The sequence below is a fragment of the Thermus islandicus DSM 21543 genome (assembly GCF_000421625.1).
Classification (GTDB): domain Bacteria; phylum Deinococcota; class Deinococci; order Deinococcales; family Thermaceae; genus Thermus; species Thermus islandicus.
The window spans coordinates 20,215-39,792 of record NZ_ATXJ01000012.1 but is presented as its reverse complement, the minus strand read 5'-3'; the positions used below and the strand labels follow the sequence as shown (position 1 = coordinate 39,792).

23 protein-coding genes and 1 pseudogene are annotated in these 19,578 nt (G+C 68.7%); 10 read left to right on the top strand and 14 right to left on the bottom strand.

Features of this window, described 5'->3' with window-relative positions:
* Together H531_RS13030 and H531_RS0109960 are read left to right on the top strand one after the other, a co-directional pair.
* The coding region (locus H531_RS13030; RefSeq protein ID WP_022799204.1) for a heat shock protein transcriptional repressor HspR at positions 1-379 on the top strand (379 nt) is incomplete at its 5' end.
* Positions 376-1,689 (top strand): dipeptidase, encoded by a 1,314-nt coding sequence (locus H531_RS0109960; RefSeq protein WP_022799203.1) that lies wholly within the window; start codon positions 376-378, stop codon positions 1,687-1,689. The genes H531_RS13030 and H531_RS0109960, both read left to right, overlap by 4 nt.
* Here the strand turns inward: H531_RS0109960 and H531_RS0109955 are convergent.
* Positions 1,643-2,383, bottom strand: coding sequence for a 2-phosphosulfolactate phosphatase (locus H531_RS0109955; RefSeq protein ID WP_022799202.1), 741 nt, complete (start codon positions 2,381-2,383; stop codon positions 1,643-1,645). The genes H531_RS0109960 and H531_RS0109955 overlap by 47 nt on opposite strands.
* Positions 2,384-2,393: 10 nt before the next feature.
* Entirely contained in the window at positions 2,394-3,044 is a 651-nt protein-coding gene (locus tag H531_RS0109950; RefSeq protein ID WP_022799201.1) for a Crp/Fnr family transcriptional regulator, read from the bottom strand.
* Between the two features lie 48 nt (positions 3,045-3,092).
* Between H531_RS0109950 and H531_RS0109945 the strand changes: the two genes are divergently transcribed.
* From H531_RS0109945 to H531_RS0109930, 4 genes are all read left to right on the top strand, one after another.
* Positions 3,093-3,722 carry an ABC transporter ATP-binding protein gene (locus tag H531_RS0109945; RefSeq protein WP_028490789.1) on the top strand — a complete coding sequence of 210 codons (630 nt, stop codon included), beginning with the start codon at positions 3,093-3,095 and terminating at the stop codon, positions 3,720-3,722.
* 15 nt (positions 3,723-3,737) lie between these two features.
* Positions 3,738-4,445 carry a phosphorylase family protein gene (locus H531_RS0109940; RefSeq protein ID WP_022799199.1) on the top strand — a complete coding sequence of 236 codons (708 nt, stop codon included), beginning with the start codon at positions 3,738-3,740 and terminating at the stop codon, positions 4,443-4,445.
* Position 4,446: 1 nt separating this feature from the next.
* On the top strand, positions 4,447-5,268 hold the full coding sequence (locus H531_RS0109935; protein WP_022799198.1) for an enoyl-CoA hydratase/isomerase family protein: 822 nt from the start codon (positions 4,447-4,449) through the stop codon (positions 5,266-5,268).
* A 171-nt stretch (positions 5,269-5,439) separates the two neighbouring features.
* Complete coding sequence (locus H531_RS0109930) at positions 5,440-6,315, top strand: phosphohydrolase (protein ID WP_022799197.1); 876 nt, start codon at positions 5,440-5,442, stop codon at positions 6,313-6,315.
* A 37-nt stretch (positions 6,316-6,352) separates the two neighbouring features.
* Here H531_RS0109930 and H531_RS13025 read toward each other — a convergent pair.
* Together H531_RS13025 and H531_RS0109915 are read right to left on the bottom strand one after the other, a co-directional pair.
* Positions 6,353-6,544 (bottom strand): annotated as a pseudogene (locus tag H531_RS13025) (DUF2267 domain-containing protein); the annotation flags it as partial.
* 208 nt (positions 6,545-6,752) lie between these two features.
* Positions 6,753-7,706, bottom strand: coding sequence for an MBL fold metallo-hydrolase (locus tag H531_RS0109915; RefSeq protein WP_022799194.1), 954 nt, complete (start codon positions 7,704-7,706; stop codon positions 6,753-6,755).
* Between the two features lie 116 nt (positions 7,707-7,822).
* On the opposite strand from H531_RS0109915, the gene H531_RS0109910 reads away from it, so the two are divergent.
* Complete coding sequence (locus H531_RS0109910; protein WP_022799193.1) at positions 7,823-9,910, top strand: ATP-dependent helicase; 2,088 nt, start codon at positions 7,823-7,825, stop codon at positions 9,908-9,910.
* A 5-nt stretch (positions 9,911-9,915) separates the two neighbouring features.
* The gene (locus tag H531_RS0109905) at positions 9,916-10,635 is read left to right on the top strand and encodes a hypothetical protein (RefSeq protein WP_022799192.1); all 720 of its coding nucleotides are present in this window, start codon (positions 9,916-9,918) and stop codon (positions 10,633-10,635) included.
* Positions 10,636-10,649: 14 nt separating this feature from the next.
* On the opposite strand, the gene H531_RS0109900 is transcribed toward H531_RS0109905, so the two are convergent.
* The 4 genes from H531_RS0109900 to gltX form a co-directional block, all read right to left on the bottom strand.
* A complete protein-coding gene (locus H531_RS0109900; RefSeq protein ID WP_022799191.1) occupies positions 10,650-11,060 on the bottom strand; it encodes a disulfide bond formation protein B in 411 nt (136 codons plus the stop codon).
* 77 nt (positions 11,061-11,137) lie between these two features.
* Complete coding sequence (ftsY, locus tag H531_RS0109895; protein WP_022799190.1) at positions 11,138-12,055, bottom strand: signal recognition particle-docking protein FtsY; 918 nt, start codon at positions 12,053-12,055, stop codon at positions 11,138-11,140.
* Between the two features lie 6 nt (positions 12,056-12,061).
* Positions 12,062-12,499, bottom strand: coding sequence for a hypothetical protein (locus H531_RS0109890; RefSeq protein ID WP_022799189.1), 438 nt, complete (start codon positions 12,497-12,499; stop codon positions 12,062-12,064).
* Positions 12,500-12,531: 32 nt separating this feature from the next.
* Positions 12,532-13,938: a glutamate--tRNA ligase gene (gene gltX, locus H531_RS0109885; protein ID WP_022799188.1), complete on the bottom strand. Its 1,407-nt coding sequence runs from the start codon at positions 13,936-13,938 to the stop codon at positions 12,532-12,534.
* Between the two features lie 54 nt (positions 13,939-13,992).
* Here gltX and lptB point away from each other — a divergent pair, with 54 nt between their 5' ends.
* Positions 13,993-14,721, top strand: a complete 729-nt coding sequence (lptB, locus tag H531_RS0109880) for an LPS export ABC transporter ATP-binding protein (protein ID WP_022799187.1) — start codon at positions 13,993-13,995, stop codon at positions 14,719-14,721.
* The gene (locus tag H531_RS0109875) at positions 14,722-16,131 is read left to right on the top strand and encodes a DUF3084 domain-containing protein (RefSeq protein ID WP_022799186.1); all 1,410 of its coding nucleotides are present in this window, start codon (positions 14,722-14,724) and stop codon (positions 16,129-16,131) included.
* Here the strand turns inward: H531_RS0109875 and prmC are convergent.
* From prmC to rpmH, 6 genes are read right to left on the bottom strand one after another with little or no spacing between them, the layout of a single operon-like run.
* Entirely contained in the window at positions 16,078-16,896 is an 819-nt protein-coding gene (gene prmC / locus H531_RS0109870; protein ID WP_022799185.1) for a peptide chain release factor N(5)-glutamine methyltransferase, read from the bottom strand. The two genes, H531_RS0109875 and prmC, sit on opposite strands and share 54 nt — an antisense overlap.
* Positions 16,859-17,446 carry a Jag family protein gene (locus H531_RS0109865; RefSeq protein WP_022799184.1) on the bottom strand — a complete coding sequence of 196 codons (588 nt, stop codon included), beginning with the start codon at positions 17,444-17,446 and terminating at the stop codon, positions 16,859-16,861. The genes prmC and H531_RS0109865 overlap by 38 nt, the downstream gene beginning before the upstream one ends.
* Positions 17,447-17,455: 9 nt before the next feature.
* Complete coding sequence (locus H531_RS0109860) at positions 17,456-18,748, bottom strand: YidC/Oxa1 family membrane protein insertase (RefSeq protein WP_022799183.1); 1,293 nt, start codon at positions 18,746-18,748, stop codon at positions 17,456-17,458.
* Positions 18,745-18,993 (bottom strand): membrane protein insertion efficiency factor YidD, encoded by a 249-nt coding sequence (yidD, locus tag H531_RS0109855; RefSeq protein ID WP_022799182.1) that lies wholly within the window; start codon positions 18,991-18,993, stop codon positions 18,745-18,747. Before yidD ends, H531_RS0109860 begins: the two co-directional genes overlap by 4 nt.
* Before the next feature lie 5 nt (positions 18,994-18,998).
* On the bottom strand, positions 18,999-19,307 hold the full coding sequence (gene rnpA, locus H531_RS13940; RefSeq protein WP_084521338.1) for a ribonuclease P protein component: 309 nt from the start codon (positions 19,305-19,307) through the stop codon (positions 18,999-19,001).
* Between the two features lie 29 nt (positions 19,308-19,336).
* Positions 19,337-19,483, bottom strand: a complete 147-nt coding sequence (gene rpmH, locus H531_RS13935; RefSeq protein WP_084521335.1) for a 50S ribosomal protein L34 — start codon at positions 19,481-19,483, stop codon at positions 19,337-19,339.
* Positions 19,484-19,578 lie beyond the last annotated feature (95 nt).

Genomic DNA, 19,578 nt, shown 5'->3' with positions numbered 1-19,578 from the left:
CAAGGCCCTGCCTCCCCCCGGAGGGACCGCCAAACCTTCCCCCAAGGACCGCCCCGTCTACGTGATCAGCGTGGCGGCGGAGCTGGTGGAGATGCACCCGCAGACGCTTCGGTTGTACGAGCGGAAGGGGTTGATCAAGCCGAAGCGGTCTTCGGGGAAGACGCGGCTTTACTCCGAGCGGGACATTGAAAGGTTGCGGGAGATTCGGCGGTTGACGCAGGAGCTGGGGGTGAACCTGGCGGGGGTGGAGGAGATCATGCGGTTGAGGACCGAGCTCGAGGCCCTCCAGGCCCGCTTTGAGGCCGAGGTGGCCCGGCTCAGGCTCCTCCTCCTGGAGGAGGGCAAAGCCCTGGTGGAAGAGGGTAGGATGGGCCTGTGAAGGTGCCCGAACCCCTTTTGGAGTTCCTCGCCATCCCCTCGGTTTCCACCGATCCCGCCCGCAAGGAGGACGTGCGCCGGGCGGGCCTTTGGCTTGAGGAAAGGCTGCAGGCCCTAGGCTTCCGTACCGAGCTCCAGGAGACCCCCCTCCACCCCATCCTTTACGCCGAGCGCCTTGTGGACGAGAAGGCCCCCACGGTTCTCGTTTACGGCCACTACGACGTCCAGCCCCCGGACCCTCTGGAGCTCTGGGATACCCCGCCCTTCTCCCCCACGGTGCGGGAGGGGAGGCTCTACGCCCGTGGGGCCTCCGACGACAAGGGCCAGCTCTTCGCCCACCTCCTGGCGGCGGAGGGGGCTCCAGTGAACCTGAAGTTCCTGGTGGAGGGAGAGGAGGAGGTCGGGAGCCCCCATCTCCTCCCCTTCGTGCGGGCCAACCGGGAAAGGCTTCGGGCGGACCTGGTCCTCATCTCCGACGGGGCCATGGTCGCCCCCCACACCCCCACCCTCACCTACGGCCTTCGGGGGCTTTGCTACCTGGAGGTGCGGCTCCAGGGGGCGCGGCGGGACCTCCACTCCGGGGCCTTCGGGGGGGTGGCCCCGAACCCCATTCAGGCCCTGGGGTGGCTTCTTGCCCGCCTCAAGGACGAAAGGACGGGGAGGGTTCTCATCCCCGGCTTCTACGAGAAGGTGCGCCCCGTCCCCGAGGAGGAAAAGGCCCTCTGGCCCGAGCCCCATGAGGAGGCCTTGAAGCGGGAGCTCGGGGTGGAGGTCCTGCCCGGGGAAGAAGGGTACTCGGTCCTGGAGAGGCTCTGGGCCCGGCCCACCCTGGACCCGAACGGGGTGTGGGGAGGCTACCAGGGGGAGGGGTCCAAGACGGTGATCCCCGCTGAGGCCGGGATGAAGCTCTCCATGCGCCTCGTGCCCGATCAGGACCCCGAGGAGGTGGCGGGGTTGGCCGAGGCCTATCTGCGGGAGGTCTCTCCCCCGGGCTACCGCCTCGAGGTCCGAAGGCTCCACGGGGGCAAGCCCTTCCTCACCGATCCCTTTAGCCCCCCCATGCGCCTCATGGCCCGGGCCTTGGAGGAGGTCTGGGGAAGGCCCCCGGTTTACGCCCGGGAGGGGGGAACGATCCCTGTGGTGGCGGAGCTAAAGGAGGTCCTCTCCGCCCCCGTCGTCCTCCTGGGCCTCGGCCTCCCCGACGACAACCTCCACGCCCCCAACGAGAAGCTGGACCTGATCAACCTGGAAAGGGGCGTCGCCGCTATCCGGCGTTTCTACGAGCTTCTTGCGGCGCCCTCCGGAAGATGAGGGCCTCCCCCACCCGCCCAAAGAGGAGGGGTACCGCGGCGCTCTTGGCCACCTGGGCGCAGAAGGGGATGTCGGCCTCGAGGCCCACCCCCTTCAAGGCCTGAGCCGCGGCGGAGAGGGAGAGGGCTTCCAGGGGGTCCTGGTAGGCCCGCTTCACGGAGAGGGCGATCCGGGCCCCGTCCTCGGGCTCCATCTCCCCCATGAGGCCCAGGTACTCGGCCAGGACCCCAGCGGTGTAGAGGTCGTCCAGGCCTACCCGCCCCTCCTTGCCCGCACAGAGGATGGCCACCTCTTCCGTGGCCAGCTCCAAGGCCTTGCGCGCGGCGGCGTGGGCGTTGTAGAGGGAAGCCAGGAGAACGTGCTTGGCGGTCCTGGCCGCGGCATGGGCGGCCTTGGTGCCGTTGGTGGTGCTCATGACCACGATCCTGCCCCCCACCGGGGCCTCGAGGGCCTCCCTCGGGGAGTTCCCCAGGTCAAACCCCGGGGGCCTGAGCCCACCCACCTCCCCGGAGAGGACCACGTCCTCGTCCTTGAAGGCCCGGGCGGCCTCGAGGCCCTCCGTAAGGTACAGGGCCTCCGCCCCTGCCTCCAGGAGGGCCGCCGCCGTGGTGGTGGCCCGGATCACGTCCACCACCAGGACCACATCGGGATACGCCAGGTCTTCTTTGGGCAAAGGGTCTACCCTGAGGCGCACGCTCCCTCCTTCACAAAAGGCCGAAGGCCACCTCCTCCAAAAGCCCCGGGCTTACCACCTCCACCTCCCCTGGGGCGAGGCGCACGGCCCCGTGGGCCTTGAGCTCGTGCAGGACCCGGGTGACCGTCTCCCGGCTCGTCCCCGCCAGAGCCGCCAGCTCCTGCTGGCGGAGCCTCAGAAGGGGTCCCTTTCCCTGCCGGAGGAGCTTGAGAAGGGCGTAGGCCACGCGGCTGCGCGCCTCCTCAAAGGCCAGGAGGTCCAGCTCCAGATCCGCCTCCCGCAGGCGAAGGGCCAGGAGCCGGGCCAGGTTGTGGGCCACGAGGGGGAGGCGGCGGATGAGGGCCAGGTAGTCCTCACGGTGGAGGGCGAGAAGCTGGCTTTCCTCCTCGGCCACGGCGCTGGCGCTTCGCTCGCCCTCATCCAGGAGGCTCATCTCCCCGAATACCCCTCCGGGTCCCACGAAGCCTAGGGTCTTCTCCTGGCCCCCCAGGTGGGTGCGGTAGAGGCGCACCTGGCCGGCCTCCACCAGGTAGAGGGCCTGCCCCAGGTCCCCTTGGTGGAAGATGGCCTTGCCCTTGGGGTAGGTGAGGGGCAGGAAGTAGGCGCGGGCCAGCCGCACCTCCTCGGGGGTCAGGTGCGCAAAGAGGGGGCTCCGGGCCATCGGCCCCACTCTAACCGAACCTTCATCCTTTGCCTAGAGGATAGGGGGGTGGGTCCTGTGCTGGAGGCGCGGGCCTTGGGCTTCTCCTACGGGAACGGCCCCCTCTTCCAAGGGGTTTCCTTCGCCCTCGGCCCTGGGGAGGCCCTGGCCCTTCTCGGCCCTTCCGGGAGCGGCAAGACCACCCTCCTCCACCTGCTGGCCGGGCTGCTTCCCCTGCAGGAAGGGGAGGTCTACTGGGAGGGGGCGCCCATCCGGGACCTTTCGGAAGGGGTTTTGGCCAGGCGGCGCCTGCGCTTTATGGGGCTTGTCTTCCAACACCACTTCCTCTTTCCCGAGCTCACCACCCTGGAGAACGTCCTGGCCCCGGGGTACCTGGCCGGGGAGGTGGACCGGGGGAGGGCCCTAGCCCTCCTGGAGCGGCTTGGCCTCCTCGGGCGCGCCCACTTCCTTCCCCAGCGCCTCTCTGGGGGGGAGCGCCAGCGGGCGGCCGTGGCCCGGGCCCTTTACCTCAGGCCCCGGCTTCTCCTGGCGGACGAGCCCACGGCCAGCCTGGACCGCCGCCAGGCCTGGGAGGTCCTGGGGCTCCTCAAGGAGCTTTCTCGGGAGGTAGGGGCGGCCCTCGTCCTGGCCACCCACGACGAAGCCCTTGTGGAGGGCCTTCGCGTCCTGCGCCTATAGTATCCTTTAGGCGGTATGAGCCCCATCCACGTGCGGGGAAAGCGGGGGGACGTGGCGGAGCGGGTGCTCCTCCCGGGGGACCCGGGCCGGGCGGAGTGGATCGCCAAGACCTTCCTCGAGGACCCGGTGCCCTATACCACCCACCGGGGGCTCCTCGGCTTCACCGGCCGCTTCCAGGGGGTGCCCGTCTCCGTGCAGACCACGGGCATGGGGGCGCCCTCGGCGAGCATCGTGGCCGAGGAGCTCGTCCAGCTCGGGGCCCGGGTCCTCCTCCGGGTGGGCACCTGCGGGGCGGCGGACGGGGCGCTGGCCCCGGGGGACCTGGTCATCGTCCAGGGGGCCGTGCCCCTGGACGGGACCACCCGGCAGTACCTCGAGGGCCGGCCCTACGCCCCCGTGCCCGACCCGGGGCTTTTCCGGTCCTTGTGGAACCTGGCGGAGGTCCTGGGTTACCCCCACCACGTGGGGCTCGTGGTCACGGAGGACGCCTTCTACGCCACCACCCCTGAGGAGGCCAGGGTGTGGAGCCGCCTTGGGGTCTTGGCCTTTGAGATGGAGGCCAGCGCCCTCTTCCTCCTGGGCAGGATGCGGGGGGTGCGGACGGGGGCCATCCTGGCGGTCTCCAACCGCATCGGCGACCCGGAGCTCGCCCCGGAGGGGGTACTCCTGGAGGGGGTTCGGCGTATGGTGGAGGTGGCCCTGAGGGCCCTTCTGGAGGTCTGAGATGCCGCAGGAAGACGCCCACGAGCACGAGTTTGTCCTGGAGATCCCCGAGTTTACCCACCTCGCCTACGAGGTGGAGGAAGGCATCGCCCTGGTGACCCTGAGGCGGCCCCAGGCCCTAAATGCCCTTTCCCAGGACCTCCTTCAGGAGCTCGCCCAGGTGGCCGAGGTCATCCATCAGGATCCGGAGGCCCGGGTGGCCATCTTCACTGGGGAGGGGAAGGCCTTCGCCGCGGGGGCAGACCTCAAGGAGATCGCCGCCCTGAAGGATCCCTTCGCCGCCCGGGAGTACGCCCTCTTGGGGCAGCAGGTCTTCGCCGAGATCGCCGCCCTGCCCATCCCCACCATCGCCGCCATCCACGGCTACGCCCTCGGGGGAGGGCTGGAGCTCGCCTTGGCGTGCGATCTCCGGGTGGCCGCCAAGGGGGCCAGGCTCGGCCTCCCCGAGGTGGGCCTGGGCCTGATCCCCGGCTTTGGCGGCACCCAGCGCCTGCCCCGCCTCATCGGCCGGGGGCGGGCCCTGGACCTCATCTTTACCGGCCGGCACGTGGACGCGGAGGAGGCCCTCTTCCTCGGGCTCGTGAACCGGGTGGCGGAGAACGCCCTGGAGGAGGCCAAGAGGCTTGCCCGCCAGATCCTCAAGAACGGCCCCGTGGCCCTGGCCCTGGCCAAGGAGAGCGTGGTCCGGGGGGAGGGGGTGGACCTGGCCGAGGCCCTGGAGATTGAGGCCGACCTCTTCGGCTACGCTGCGGCCACGGAGGACATGAAGGAGGGGGTGCGGGCCTTCCTGGAGAAGCGCCCTCCCAACTTCAAGGGGGAGTGATCCCCTTTGCTTTGGGTTCCTGCCTGGGAAAAACCTCACGGGGATTTTCCCCTCGGGTTCCTTCCCTTGGCGGATCCGGGGGCGTCCTAGGAGGGGTTTGGCCTCGCCGGCCCTTGGGGTGGCTCAGGTGCCCCTTCTTGTGGGCGGCCTGAGGTAAGGTAGGGATTGCCCATGGCGGAAGAGCGCATCGTCCACGTAGCTAGCCCCAAGGCCAAGCTCTACGCGGAGGCCGACCAGGCCATAAGGGAGCGCCTCAAAGCCTTTCCTAGGGCCCTCAAGGCCTATGAGCTTCTCATCCAAGACCCCGAGGCCCGCTCCGGGTGGAACATGGCCAACTACCTCACCATGCGCAAGCTGGGCTACAACGACCACGGCCGGGTTCACGCCCTCCTCACGGGGGCGGCGGGGGTGGCCATTCTGGGCCTTTTGGCCGAGGCGGGGGTCCGGCTGGACACGGTGGAGTCGGGGGCAGGGGAGCTGGAGGACGCCTACGTGGTGGTCCTCCTCTCCACCATGCTCCACGACCTGGGCAACCAGGTGCACCGCTACCTTCACGAGGCCTTTGGCGTGGCCCTGGCCCTGCCCATCCTGAACCGCATCCTGGAGAAGCTCTACCCCGATCCCGAGCAGCGCACCGCCCTTCGGGCCCTCATCCTCCACGGGATCTATAGCCACGACCTCGAGCCCGAGCCCCTCACCCTCGAGGCGGGCGTCACCGCCGTGGCCGACGGCACCGACATCACCAAGGGCCGAGGTCGGAAGGCCTTCGCCCTCGGGAGCATAGACATCCACTCCATCAGCGCCCTGGCGGTGGACGAGGTGCGCATCCTCAAGGGGGACAAGTACCCGGTGGAGATCCAGGTCCTCATGAATAACTCGGCCGGGATCTTCCAGGTGGAGGAGACCCTCACCAAAAAGGTGCTGAAGAGTCCCTTGCGCCCCTACGTGACCGTGGTGGCCATGACGGATGGCCAAAGCGGCCAGGACCAGCGCATCGTCCACCGCGTGCGCCTGCACGAGACCGAGGACCGCTTTGTCCTGGACTGAGGCCTAAGCCCGCCTAACGGCCTGGTCAACCAAAGCGCATGGGTAGCTCAGCCCCCAGCTGGGCCACCTCTTCCACGGTGAGGCGGTCTCTAAGAGCGTGAAGCACGGCCCTCAAGGCCATGTAGGCCCGGTGGCGGTCCTCGGTGCCCAGCTCCCCCATAATCTCCTTGAGCCAGGTGTGGGTCTTGTGGAGCGTCCGGTCAAACACCTCGAGGCCGGTGGCGCTCATATCCCACCTCCTTTTGTCATAATCAAAACATGTGAGTCTGGTATTGTAAAGGTCCGCCGGGGGGGAGGAGGCCCTAGCCTTCCTCCTCCAGCTGGGAGCCCACTTTCAGCACCCCCTGGCAGCCCGGGACCCCTTGGGGGCCGGGGCTTTCCCGGGTCTGCCTTACCTCCAACCGCGCCGCGTGCCCACCCCCTTAGCCCGAGGGCCCTCAGGTGCGGAAGTAGCGGTAGGGAGGGCCTTCCCGCCCCAAAAGCCCCTCCTGGCGCAGGTACTCCAGGTGGGCCAGGGTTTCGGCGAAGGCGAAGCGGCGCCCCGCGGCGTCCAGCTCCTGGGGAAAGAGCATTAAGGAGAGCTCCCAGGCGCTTTTGGGGGCCTCGAGGAGGGCCAAAAGGGCTTCCAGGCGCTCCTGGTGGTGGGCCTTGAGCTCCTCCGCCCGGGCCCTTACCTCGGGGATGGGGCCGAAGTGCCCGGCGTGGGCCACCCTGGCCGGGAGCTCCCCCAGGCGGTCCAGGGAACGGAGGAAGTCCTTTAGGGGGTTTTCCCGGGTGTAGGCCCAGAGGCCCACGTTGGGGGAGACCCGCTCCAGGAGGGCATCCCCCGCCAAGAGGACCCCCTCCTCCTCCAGGAGGAAGGCCACGTGGCCATCGGCGTGCCCCGGGGTCCAGACGGCCCGAAGCCGCTTTCCCGCCACCTCCAGAACCTCTCCGTCCCTTAAGGGAATGGGATTTTCCGGGGGATGGATCCGTTCCCGGGTGGCCGCCATCACCTCCCGGATCCCCTCCAGGGCTTCCTTAGGGGTACCGTGATCCAAAAAGAGCCGCCAGGAGGCCTCTTCAAAAGCCTGGGGTTCACGCCAGAAGCGGTGGCCCCGGGAAAGCTCCTCCTCGTGCAGAAAGACCCGGGCTCCGAGCCCCTCAAAAAAGCCGGCAAGGCCGTAGTGGTCGGGGTGGTGGTGGGTGAGGAGGACAACCCTCACGTCCTGAAAGCAAAGGCCGAGCTCCGCCAGGGAAAGCTCCAAGGTCCCCCGGGCGGCGCGCGTGCCCAGGGCGGTGTCCACCAAGGCCACCTCCCCGTTGCCCTTGAGGAGGTAGAGGTTCACCGTCTTCAGGGGGTAGGGGATGGGAACGGGCAGGCGGTACACGCCCGGAAGAAGCTCCTTCATGGGAGTTCCCCGGTGGGGGAGGCGAGGCGAGCTTCCCGTTGGCCGGATAAAGCCCCTTTGGGTTTCTTGGCGCAGGGCCCCATGCCCTAAAGTCTACCCCGTGGTAGACTCACCCCGTGGGTCGCGATCCCGAAGCCCTCCTTTCCTCCCTGAACGAGGCCCAGCGCCAGGCGGTCCTCCACTTTGAAGGACCCGCCTTGGTGGTGGCCGGGGCGGGCAGCGGCAAGACCCGGACCGTGGTTCACCGGGTGGCCTACCTCGTGGCCTCCAGGGGGGTTTTCCCCTCGGAGATCCTGGCGGTCACCTTCACCAACAAAGCGGCCCAGGAGATGAGGGAGCGCCTCAAGGCCCTGGTGAAGGGGGCAGGGGAGGCCTGGGTCTCCACCTTCCACGCCGCCGCCTTAAGGATCCTCCGGGTCTACGGAGAGCGGGTGGGCCTGAAGCCGGGCTTCGTGGTCTACGACGAGGACGACCAGACCGCCCTCCTCAAGGAGGTCCTTAAGGAGCTTGGCCTCTCTGCCAAGCCCGGACCCATCAAGAGCCTTCTGGACCGCGCCAAGAACCAGGGGGTGGCCCCGGAGAGCCTGCTGGCCGAGCTTCCCGATTTTTACGCTGGCCTTTCCCGGGGGAGGCTTCAGGATGTCCTCTACCGCTATCAGGAGGCCCTCGAGGCGCAAGGGGCCCTGGACTTCGGGGACATCCTCCTCCGCGCCTTGAGGCTTCTGGAGGAGGACCTCGAGGTCCTGAGGCGGGTGAGGAAGCGGGCCCGCTTCATCCACGTGGACGAGTACCAGGACACGAACCCGGTGCAGTACCGCCTCACCCGGCTCCTCGCGGGGGAGGAGGCCAACCTCATGGCCGTGGGGGACCCGGACCAGGGGATCTACTCCTTTCGGGCGGCGGACATCAGGAACATCCTGGACTTCACCCGGGACTACCCTGAGGCCAAGGTCTACCGCCTGGAGGAGAACTACCGCTCCACCGAGGCCATCCTCCGCTTGGCCAACGCCGTCATCGCGAGAAACGCCCTGCGCCTGGAGAAGAGCCTGCGCCCGGTGAAGCGGGGCGGGGAGCCCGTGCGCCTCTACCGGGCCGAAGACGCCCGGGAGGAGGCCCGCTTCGTGGCCGAGGAGGTTCTGCGGCTGGGCCCCCCCTTTGACCGGGTGGCGGTCCTCTACCGCACCAACGCCCAAAGCCGCCTCCTGGAGCAGGCCCTGGCCGGCCGGGGCATCCCGGTCCGGGTGGTGGGCGGCGTGGGCTTCTTTGAGCGGGCCGAGGTGAAGGACCTCCTGGCCTATGCCCGCTTGAGCTTGAACCCCCTGGATGCGGTGAGCCTAAAGCGGGTTCTGAACACGCCCCCAAGGGGGATCGGGCCAGCAACTCTGGAGAAGATCCAGTCCATAGCCCAGGAGCGGGGCCTTCCCCTCTTTGAGGCCCTGAAGGTGGCCTCGAGCCTCCTTCCCCGCCCCGAGCCCGTGCGGCACTTTCTGGCCCTCATGGAGGAGCTCAGGGACCTGGCCTTTGCGCCCGCGGAGGACTTCTTCCGCCACCTCCTTTCCGCCACCGACTACCCCGCCTACCTGAAGGAGGCCTACCCCGAGGACGCCGAAGACCGCCTGGAGAACGTGGAGGAGCTTCTCAGGGCTGCAAGGGAGGCGGAGGGCCTCGCCGACTTCCTGGACAAGGTGGCCCTCACCGCCCGGGCCGAGGAGCCCGCTCAGGCCCAGGGCGGGGTGGCCCTCATGACCCTGCACAACGCCAAGGGGCTGGAGTTCCCCGTGGTCTTCCTCGTGGGCGTGGAGGAGGGGCTTCTGCCCCACCGCTCCTCCCTCTCCACCCAGGAGGGCCTGGAGGAGGAGCGGCGTCTCTTCTACGTGGGCGTTACCCGGGCCCAGGAGCGCCTCTACCTCTCCTACGCCCGGGAACGGGAGGTGTACGGCCGCCTCGAGCCCGTGCGGCCAAGCCGCTTTCTGGAGGAGGTGGATGCGGGGCTTTACGAGGTGTACGACCCCTACGGGAGGCGGCCCGCCCCACCCCTCCACCGTCCCCTTCCCGGGGCCTTCAAGGGCGGGGAGAGGGTGGTCCACCCGCGGTTTGGCCCGGGCACCGTGGTGGCGGCCGCAGGGGACGAGGTGACCGTGCACTTTGAGGGGGTGGGGCTGAAGCGCCTCTCCTTGAGGTACGCGGACCTGCGCCCGGTCTAGGAGGGATGGCGGTGGGGCTACCCTACCACAAGGCGAGGCCTCTGGCGGTGGTCTACCGGAAGGCCTCCCCCTTCTTTGACCGCCTCCTGGCGGAGGTGGCCGCCTCGAGGCTCCCCCTCCTTCCCTACCCGGTGGAGGCCGAGGACCCCTTTAGGGCCCTCCCCTGCCTTGCCCCCTTGGACTTCGCCGGAATGGTGCTGGAGGAGGCCCTGCCCCCGCCCGAGGGGGTGCGCCTCGAGGCCGAGGCGGGCGAGGCGGGGCTTGTGGACCTCCTGGTGCCCGGCCCCCTGGGGCCTACAGCCCAGTACACGGAGGGGCTGGCCTTGGAGCGGTGGCTGGCCACGTTCTTCCCCGGGGCCAGGGCCCTCTGGCTAGGGCCGCTCCGCCCCCCTTTGGCCCCCTTCCTCCGGGCCTTGGGCCGGGTCTCTGTGGCCGCCCCGAGCTTCGCCGAGGGGGAGGCCTTCCTCGCCCGCCTGCCCGAGAGGGCGCGGGGGCACGTGGCCGTGCGGGCGCAGGAGCTGGGCGCCTTGGCCCTCGAGGCGGACCTCCTCATCCACGCCGGGGGGAGGCTTCCTCTGGAGGTGCTCCAGCCCTTTCATGCCCTCCTGGCCTTGACCCCGGTGGAACGGGGGGTAGGGGAGCGGGTACACGAGGTTTACGGCCCAGAGGCCCTGCGGGACTTCCGCGTCAGGGCGGTCCTGGCCGCTTTGGGCTACCCCACCTGAGGGAGGCCTTTTCGCTACCTCGGCGCACGAGGTTCCCGGGCAAGTAGCCCCATGCTGAGGGCGATGAGGGTGAAGGCGATGAGGGCCTGGAGGGGGATGGGGAACTGGGGGAGGTACTCGGCGGAGCAGGGCACCGGAGGCTTGCAGGCGAGGGGGAAGAGCTGGGGAAACCTCTCCTCGAGGAGATGCAGGAGGCTGATGCTCCCGCCCATTAGGGAGAGGGCGAGGCTATAGGGCCACACCCCCAGGTCCTGCCGCCAGAGGGCCAGGCCGAGAAGGACGGCCTGGGGGTACATGAAGATGCGCTGGTACCAGCAGAGCTCGCAGGGCAGGAAGAGCCTTACCTCGGAGTAGTAGAGGCTGCCCAAGGTAGCCACCAGGGCCACCACCCAGGCGAAGGCGAGGAGGAGGGGGCCGCGCTTCATCGCCCCGAGCATACCCCGAAAGGGGCCTCTGCCCTGCGGCCTCGGGCAGGCGGGGCGCCCCCATCCCGGGGAGGGCGTTAGGCCTCCAGCAGGGCCTCTACGAAGGCCTCGGGCTCAAAGGGCTGGAGGTCCTCCGGGCCTTCCCCCACCCCGATGAACCGGATGGGCACCTTCAGGGTGCGCACGATGGGGACCAAGACCCCGCCCTTGGCCGTGCCGTCCAGCTTGGTCACAATGACGCCCGTCAGCCCCACGGCCTCGTGGAACCGCCTGGCCTGTTCCAGGCCGTTTTGCCCCGTGACCGCGTCCAGCACGAGCCAGACCTCCCCTGGCTCCCCGGGGTCGGCCTTGGCGATGGCCCGCTTCACCTTCTTTAGCTCCTCCATGAGGTTGTGCTTGGTGTGGAGCCTCCCGGCGGTGTCCACCAGGAGGAGGTCAAAGCCCCTCGCCTTCCTCGCCTGGGCGGCGTCAAAGGCGAGGGCGGCGGGGTCCGCCCCTTCGGGTCCTTGGATGACAGGGATGGAAAGGCGCTTTCCCCACTCGGCGAGCTGGGTCCCCCCGGCGGCCCGGAAGGTGTCCCCGGCGCAGAACATCACCCTTTTGCCGAGGCCCTGGTAGTAGCGGCCCAGCTTGGCGAGGGTGGTGGTCTTGCCCACCCCGTTCACCCCCACCACCAGGATCACGTGGCCCTTGGGCTCCACCGCCTTCGGGACCTGGGGCCGGAAGCCCAGCCGCCTCAAGGTGGCCCGTCGCTCCTCGGGTTCCAGCCTCTGCACCAGCGCTTCCTTTACCGCTTCCTTCAGGTCCTTTCGCCCCGAGGCCCGCACTTCCCTAAGGAGCTCCTCGGTGGCCTCGAGGCCCACGTCGGCGGAGAGGAGGGCCACCTCCAGCTCCTCCAGCACCTCCTCGGGGTCGCCCCCCCAGGGGATGGCCCGGAGGAGCGTTTCCCGGGTCTTGGCCAGGCCCGCCTTCAGGCGTTCAAGGAAACCGGCCATGGCCCCCTAACGGAAGTTCGCCCCCAGGGCCAGGCGCCAGACCTTGGGGAAGGCGGCGAAGCCGTAGACGTAGGTCCCCTCGGCGAAGAGGCCGGTGTAGGGGTCTAAAAGCCCTTCTAGCCCCAGGGTGAGGCCCACCCCCAGGGTGGGCGCCGGCCCCACGAGGCCGCTTAGGCCCCCGCCGAAGTAGGGGAGAAGGCCCTCGAGGCTGGGGTCGTACAGGCCCAGGTCCGGCTTGAAGAGGAGACTGGCCTCCAGGGCCACCCCGGGGCCTGCGGGGGCCAGGTCGGCGGCGAGTCGGCCCGAGAGGTTCTGCCGCAGGCGGGTTTCCACCGCGGCGCCGAAGGTGAGGCCGAGGCCCTCCCCGTAGCCCAGGCGCATGCCGATGGCCCCCTGGGCCCAGGCCAGGCCCGCGGCGAGGGTAAGGGCGAATAGCCGCTTCATCCCCCTAAGTATAGGGGAGCTTGCGGCCTTCTTCACGAAAGGGCCCGCTCCAGGCGGGAAAGCACCCGCGCCTTCCCCAGGAGGGCCATGACCTCAAAGAGCCCCGGGGTTTCCAGGCTGCCCGTGAGGGCGGCCCGGAGGGGCTGGGCCACCTGGGAAAGCTTCAGGCCCTTCTCCGCCGCAAAGCCCCTAAGAAGGGCTTCCAGGGCGGCTTCCGTCCACTCCTCCTGCCTTTCCAGGAGGGGCTTGAGCTCCTTGAGGACGGGGAGCCCCTCCTGAAGCTTGGCCAGGGCCTTCTCCGCAAAGGGGTAGTCCTCGGCGAAGAGGTAGCGGGCCTTTTCGGGGAGCTCCTTCAGGGTGTCAAACCGTGGGCGCATGAGCTCCACCGCCCGCCTTAGGTAGGCCTCCTCGGGCCAGGAGAGGCCCGCCTCCTTCAGGAAGGGCTTCACCCTCTCCGCCACCTCCTCGAGGGAAAGCACTTCCCGGATGTACTTTCCGTTCAGCCAGCGCAGCTTCTCCAGATCAAAGACCGGCCCCCCCAGGGAGACCCTTTCCCAGGTGAAGGCCTCTATAAGTTCCTCCAGGCTAAAGACCTCCCGCCCGTCGGGCATGGAAAAGCCCATGAGGGCCAGGTAGTTCCTCAAGGCCTCGGGCAGAAACCCCTCCGCCTTATACCATTCCAAGGAGGTGTGGCTCTTGCGTTTGGAGATCTTGGTCTTGTCGGGGTTGCGGAGGAGGGGCATGTGGTAGAACCGGGGCACCTCCCAGCCGAAGGCCCGGTAGAGGAGGACGTGGATGGGGGTGGAGACCAGCCACTCCTCGGCCCGGATCACGTCGGTCACCCCCATGAGGTGGTCGTCCACCACGTTGGCCAGGTGGTAGGTGGGGTAGCCGTCGGACTTGAGCAGGACCACGTCCGGGATCTCCCCGTTGTCGTAGACCACCACCCCCCTGAGCTCGTCCTTGACCTCCGTGGTGCCCGGGCGGGGGACTTTGAGCCGGATCACGTGGGGCTCGCCCCTTCGCGCCCGCTCCTCCGCCTCCTCTGGGGGAATGTGGCGGGCCCGGCCGTCGTACCCTCCCTTTTCCTTGCGGATCCTCTCCAGCTCCTCCGGGGTCTCAAAGGCCCGGTAGGCCCACCCCCGCCTTAGGAGCTCCTCGGCGTGCTTTTGGTAGAGGGGAATCCTTTCCGACTGGCGGTAGGGCCCGTGGGGGCCGCCGATGTCGGGCCCCTCGTCGTAGGTGAGGCCGAGCCATTTGAGCGCGGCGAGGATCCTTTCCTCAGCCCCGGGCACGTAGCGGGCCCGGTCCGTGTCCTCAATGCGCACGAGGAAGCGCCCCCCGTTTTTCCGGGCCCAGACGTAGTTGAAAAGGGCGATGTAGGCCGTGCCCACGTGCGGGTCCCCCGTGGGGCTTGGGGCGATGCGGGTGACCACCATACCTCGCCCATTATCTCATCTGGGGCTAAAGGCCGGGCCTTACGCTATAAGGCAATGGACGGTGAGCTCACGGCCCAAGGACTCAGGAAGCGCTACGGCCCGAAGGAGGTGGTGAAGGGGGTGGACCTCTACCTCAGGCGGGGGGAGATCGTGGCCCTCTTCGGCCCCAACGGGGCAGGGAAGACCACCACCTTCTACATGCTGGTGGGCTTCATCAAGCCCACGGCGGGGAGGATCTTCCTCAAGGGGCAGGAGATCGGCCGCCTGCCCATGTACCGTAGGGCCCGTCTCGGCCTCGGCTACCTGCCCCAGGAGCCCAGCGCCTTCCGGCGGATGACCGCCTTAGAGAACCTCCTGGCCATCCTGGAGTTCCAGCCCCTCTCCCAGAAGGAGCGGCTGGAGAAGGCCAAGGCCCTTCTGGAGGAGCTCGCCATCTACCACCTCAAGGACCGGATGGCCTATAGCCTCTCGGGAGGGGAGCGCCGAAGGCTGGAGATCGCCCGGGCGCTGGCCACTGACCCCGACTTCATCCTCCTGGACGAGCCCTTCACCGGCGTGGACCCCAAGAACGTCCGGGAGATCCAGAAGGTGATCGCCGAGCTCCGGGAAAGGCGGGGGGTAGGCGTCTTCGTCACCGACCACGCCGTGCGGGAAACCCTGGCCATCACCGACCGGGTCTACGTGATGTACGATGGGGAGATCCTCTTCCACGGCGACCCTGAGACCTTCGCCAAGGACCAGGGGGTAAGGCGGCACTACCTGGGAGAGGACTACGAGCTCTAGATGACCTTCTGGGCCCTCCTCACCCTCGTCCTCCTCCTTTCCGCCCTGGTGGCCTACCTAGGGGACCGGGTGGCCAAGTGGGCGGGGAAGCGCCACTATCGCCTCTTCGGCCTAAGGCCCCGGCAGACGGCCACCCTGGTGGCCGTCCTCACCGGGGTGGGGATCGCCCTCTTCAGCTACCTTGGCTTCCTTCTGGTCTTCCGGGAGGCCCGGGAGACGATCCTCGAGGCCCAGGCCATCCGAGAGGAGCGGGACCGGCTTAAGGCGGAGCGGGAGGTCCTCCTGAGGACCAGAGGGGCCATGGAGGCGGAGGCCGCCAGGGCCCTTTCGGAGCTCAACGCCCTACGGGTGGAGCGCAAGGAGCTTGCCCAGGCCCTGAAGGAGGCGGAGGCGCTCAAGGAGCGCCTCCAGGGGGAGGTGCTGTCCCTGGAGGCCAGGGTGAGGGCCCTCCAGGAGGAGAAGGCCCGCCTCGAGGCGGAGCGCCTCCGCCTTTCCCGTCTCCTCTCCGAGAAGGAGGAGGCCCTCGCCGCCCAAAGCAAGGCCCTGGCGGAGAGGGGCCGGGCCCTGGAGGCCCTGGAGGCGAGGCTTCAGGGGCTGGAGAGGGCGGCATTGGGGGCGGAGGCGGAGAAGAAGCGGTTGGAGGGGGAAAGGCGTCGCCTCGAGGCCGAGCTCCTCGCCCTTCAGAGGCGCCTGGAGGAGGCGAGGGGGGAGCGCCAGGCCCTCCAGGAGGAGGTGCAGGCCATGCGCCTTAGGCTTTTGGAGGCGCAGAGGGAGCTGGCCCAGACAGAGGCCCGGCTTAGGGCCCTCCTGCGGCAGGCGGAGGTGCTGGAGGGGGAGCGGGGCCAGCTTTCGGAAAGGCTTTTGCGCCTGAGCCAGGGGCTTTACCTGGGGGAGGTGCGCTTGGGGGCGGAGGAGGGGCGGGCGGCTTTGGAGCGGGTGGCAGACCGCCGGGCCATCCTCCAGGGCTTCAGGGGGGCGGAGCTCTTGGCTGGGGAGGTGCGGGGGCCTGGGCTGGCCGTCCTCGAGGGGGCGGGTTACCGGGACGGGACGCTTCTGGTCCGATTCCGCTTCTACCCGGAGAAAAAGGCCTTTTCCGCCGGAGAGGTCTTGGCCAGCGCCACCTTCCGCCTCGCCACGCCGGCCCGGAACCAGGAGTTCCTGGAGCGCCTGGGCGAGGAGGTGCGGCGCAAGCTCCTGGAGGCGGGCTTTCCCCCCGAGTACGCCGCCTTCCCCTCCCCCGAGGAGCTGGCTCGAGGCCTTTCCTTGCTTCAGGGAAGGAGGGAGGTGGTGCGGGTGGGCGTGGTGGCCGCCAAGGACCTCTGGACCACGGAAAGGCCCCTCCTTGCCTTCCAGCTCCTAGGGGGGCCTCCGGGCCCGGAGGTACCGGTGCCGACCCAGAAGGTCCCTTAGCGCCTCCACCTCTGTAAAGCCCAGCCCCTTGAGCTCCTCCGCCAAAAGGAGCAGGTTTTCCGGCGCGAGCTCCAGGAGGAAAATTCCCCCGGGCCTCAGGGCCTCCCGGGCTTCCCGCGCTAGGGGCCGGGCCACGGAAAGCCCCTCCGGCCCGGCGTAGAGGGCCTTGGGGTTCTCAAAGCCGAGTTCCCTAGGCGCCTGGTCTCGGTAGGACTCAGGGAGGTAGGGGGGGTTGGAGACGAGGAGGTCCAGTTCCTTTAGCCCCCCCGTCAGGGGGGCCTGGAGAAAGTGCACCGAAAGGCCGAGCCTCCGGGCGTTTTCCTCCGCCAAGGCCAGGGCCTTCTCGTCCACCTCCGTGGCGTAGACCTCTGCTTCGGGGAGGTGCTTCTTCAGGGCCAGGGCGATGGCTCCCGTGCCCGTGCCCACGTCCAGGATGCGGGGTCTGGGGGGGAGGGGGAGGCGGAGGGCCAGCTCCACCAGGCCCTCCGTCTCCGGCCGAGGAATGAGCACCCCCTCGGCCACCCGGAGGGGGAGGCCGTAGAACTCCACCTCCCCGAGGAGGTACTGCAGGGGGTAGCCCGCGAGGCGCGTTTCCAACAGGGCCAGGGCCCGCTCCCGGGTGCCTAGAGATGGGGCCCGGTGGAGGCTTACGAGGAGGTCCTTCCGGGAAACCCCCTCGGCCAAGGCCAAAAGGTCCAAGGCCTCCGCCTTGGGCAGGCCCGCCGCCTCAAGCCTTCTCTCCAGTTCCCGGAGGAGCCGGATCACGGGGATAGACCACCACGTGCCGCGCCTCGCCCTCCCCTTGGCTTTCCGTGGTCACCTTGGGGTGGTTCTTGAGGAGCATATGGACGATGCGCCGCTCCGAGGGGCGCATGGGGGGGAGGGGCAGGGGCTCGCCCGTGAGCTCCACCTGGAGGGCCGCCTCCTCGGCCAGCCTGCGGATCCTCTCCTCCTGGCGCCGGCGGTACCCGGCGGCGTCCAGGACCACCCGGTACCCTCCCCCGAAGTGCTTGGCCAAGACCACCCCGGCCAGGTACTCCACCGCCTTCAGGGTGCGCCCCTCCTTGCCGATAAACCGGCCCAGGTCCCCCCCCTTCACCTCGGCCTTGAGGAGGTTCCCCTCCTGGCGCACCTCCACGTAGTGGGCGGGGTCCAGGCGCAGGAGGAGGCCCACCAGGAAGGCTTCCAGCACCTCCTTGGGGCTTTGGGCCCGCGCCTCTTTTCCCGATTCCTTCAGCCCCACCTCCACCGGGGCCTCCTCCAGCACCCCCAGGTCGGAGAGCAGGTCGTCAATGCTCTTTTTCTTCTCGTCCATGCCCTCAGTTTACGCCGCCACCGGCCTCAGGCTCTTGTTGATGAGCCACTGCTGGAAGAGGCCGATGAGGTTGGAGAGCACCCAGTAGAGGGTCACGCCGGCGGGGAACTGGAGGACGAGGAAGATGAAGATCAGGTTCATGAAGAGGCTCTGGCGGATCAGGTCCTTGTTGCCGTGGGCGGAGAGCCAGGTGGAGAGGAAGGTGCTGGCCACGTAGAGGGCGGGGAGGACGTAGAAGGGATCGGGGAGGGCCAGGTCGGGGATCCAGAGCAGGCCCTGGCCGAACTCGTAGTTGGCGATCACCTTCCAAAGGATAAAGAGGATGGGCATCTGGATGAAGAGGGGCAGGCACCCGGCCGCTGGGTTCACCCGGTGCTCCTGGTAGAGCTTCATGGTGGCCTCCGCCCTCTTGTTGGGGTCGTCCTTGTATTTCTCGTTGATCTTCTGGATGAGGGGCTGGAGGCGCTGCACCTCCGCCATGCTCTTAAACTGCTGGTGCATGAGGGGCCAGAGGAGAAGGCGTACCACCAGGGTGAGGAAGAGGATGGCCAGGCCCCAGCTCCCCGTATAGCGGAAGGCGGCCTCCATAAGCCAAAGGAGGCCCAAGGAGAGGTGGCCCCAGAGGTTGGGGGTGAAAAGACCAGGCAGGGAAAGGAGGCCCTCCACGTGGAACCGCACCAGCTCGTTCTGGCCGCCGTAGAGCCTCAGGGCCTCCCCAGGGGAGAGGTAGACCTCCCCCTCCCTGCCCACCAGCTTGCCCCTAAAGGGCTTTTCCGCAAAGGCCACCAGGGCGTAGCCCGCCGCAGGCCGGGTCTGCCAGGCCAGGTAGCGGACCCGCCCCTCCCCGCTCGGCGCGGGTTCCTGCTGTCCCTCCAGGAGGACCTTGGGGCTGCCCTGGGCGGCCAGCCTTAGGCTGAGGGGGAAGTCGGCCCGGACCACCACGGTGTAGTGGCCCTTGGCGATCTCGTAGGTGAGCGTGCCCTCCTTCCCCTGGAAGCGGGCCGTAAGGCGGCCGTCCTCCACCCGGAAGTCCGCCTTCAGGGGGGTGAAGCCCAGCGGGCTCACCACGGGTTCGTTGGCGGAGAGGTTAGGGGCCCTAGCGTAGTCCCCGATGGCCGTGCCCTTGTAGGTCTTCACGTACCAGCCCACCACCTCGCCTTTCCCGTTAAAGGCCAGGTCCATGAGGTTGGTGACGGCCACCTTCTCCGGCACGCCGTCCCCGTTCACGTCCTGGTCCTTAAAGCCCGCCTCCAGGGCCAAGGCGGGTACCAGGAGAAGGGCCAGGGCGAGGAGCCGCTTCATTGCACCCCCTCCTTGGCCCGCTTGGGCGGGAAGACCAGGGGCACGGGGTCCAGCCCCCCTGGGTGAAGGGGGTGGCACCGGAGGAGGCGCCTTGCCGCCAGGTAGCTCCCCCAGAAGGCCCCGTGCCTTTCTAAGGCCTCGAGGGCGTAGGCGGAGCAGGTGGGGTGGAAGCGACACGTCCTGGGCTTTAGGGGAGACAGGAAACGCCGGTAGGCTCGCACCAAGAGGATCAGTAGGCCGCGCACGCCGCCTATTGTATCAGCCCGCTCTTCTTGAGGGCCCGGACCACGTCCTGAAAAAGCTCGGCAAAGCCCGCCTCCCGGGCCTCGGGGCTGGCCACCAGGAGGAGGTGGGCTCCGGGAAGGTGGAGGCGGCGGAGGATCTCCTTTAGGCGCCGCCTGACCCGGTTGCGCACCACCGCCTTACCCACCCTTCTGGAGACCACAATGCCCACCCGGACCTCCGGTGCGGGGAGCCACTTGACGCTCACATACCGCCCTCTGCCCGCCCTCCCCTGGCGCAGGCGCTGGAAGGCCCGGTCCCCCTTTAGGGAAAGCAACCTGCCCCCCGCCTTGGGGGGGCCTTGGCCTAGCCGCTCACCCGGGGCGTGAGCCGCCAGCGGCCCTTCTGCCGCCTGCGCTTCAGCACCTTCCTGCCGCCTGGGGTCCGCATGCGGGCCCGGAAGCCGTGGGTCTTGGCCCGCTTCCTCCGGTTGGGCTGCCAGGTCCTTTTCATCCATTTTCCTCCCTGGGCCTAAGGGCCCGATACCCTAAAGAGTGTAGCACAGGGGGGCTCCTGCCAAGCCTAACGGTTTTTTACACCCTGGTAGC

Excerpts from the sequence above, each read along its gene's own strand:
- H531_RS0109950 (WP_022799201.1), bottom strand. The coding sequence starts at position 3,044 with ATGGCCCGGAGCCCCCTCTTTGCGCACCTGACCCCCGAGGAGGTGCGG.
- H531_RS0109940 (WP_022799199.1), top strand. The coding sequence starts at position 3,738 with ATGAGCCCCATCCACGTGCGGGGAAAGCGGGGGGACGTGGCGGAGCGG.
- H531_RS0109935 (WP_022799198.1), top strand. The coding sequence starts at position 4,447 with ATGCCGCAGGAAGACGCCCACGAGCACGAGTTTGTCCTGGAGATCCCC.
- H531_RS0109930 (WP_022799197.1), top strand. The coding sequence starts at position 5,440 with ATGGCGGAAGAGCGCATCGTCCACGTAGCTAGCCCCAAGGCCAAGCTC.
- H531_RS0109915 (WP_022799194.1), bottom strand. The coding sequence starts at position 7,706 with ATGAAGGAGCTTCTTCCGGGCGTGTACCGCCTGCCCGTTCCCATCCCC.
- H531_RS0109905 (WP_022799192.1), top strand. The coding sequence starts at position 9,916 with ATGGCGGTGGGGCTACCCTACCACAAGGCGAGGCCTCTGGCGGTGGTC.
- H531_RS0109900 (WP_022799191.1), bottom strand. The coding sequence starts at position 11,060 with ATGAAGCGCGGCCCCCTCCTCCTCGCCTTCGCCTGGGTGGTGGCCCTG.
- ftsY (WP_022799190.1), bottom strand. The coding sequence starts at position 12,055 with ATGGCCGGTTTCCTTGAACGCCTGAAGGCGGGCCTGGCCAAGACCCGG.
- H531_RS0109890 (WP_022799189.1), bottom strand. The coding sequence starts at position 12,499 with ATGAAGCGGCTATTCGCCCTTACCCTCGCCGCGGGCCTGGCCTGGGCC.
- gltX (WP_022799188.1), bottom strand. The coding sequence starts at position 13,938 with ATGGTGGTCACCCGCATCGCCCCAAGCCCCACGGGGGACCCGCACGTG.
- lptB (WP_022799187.1), top strand. The coding sequence starts at position 13,993 with ATGGACGGTGAGCTCACGGCCCAAGGACTCAGGAAGCGCTACGGCCCG.
- H531_RS0109875 (WP_022799186.1), top strand. The coding sequence starts at position 14,722 with ATGACCTTCTGGGCCCTCCTCACCCTCGTCCTCCTCCTTTCCGCCCTG.
- H531_RS0109865 (WP_022799184.1), bottom strand. The coding sequence starts at position 17,446 with ATGGACGAGAAGAAAAAGAGCATTGACGACCTGCTCTCCGACCTGGGG.
- H531_RS0109860 (WP_022799183.1), bottom strand. The coding sequence starts at position 18,748 with ATGAAGCGGCTCCTCGCCCTGGCCCTTCTCCTGGTACCCGCCTTGGCC.
- rpmH (WP_084521335.1), bottom strand. The coding sequence starts at position 19,483 with ATGAAAAGGACCTGGCAGCCCAACCGGAGGAAGCGGGCCAAGACCCAC.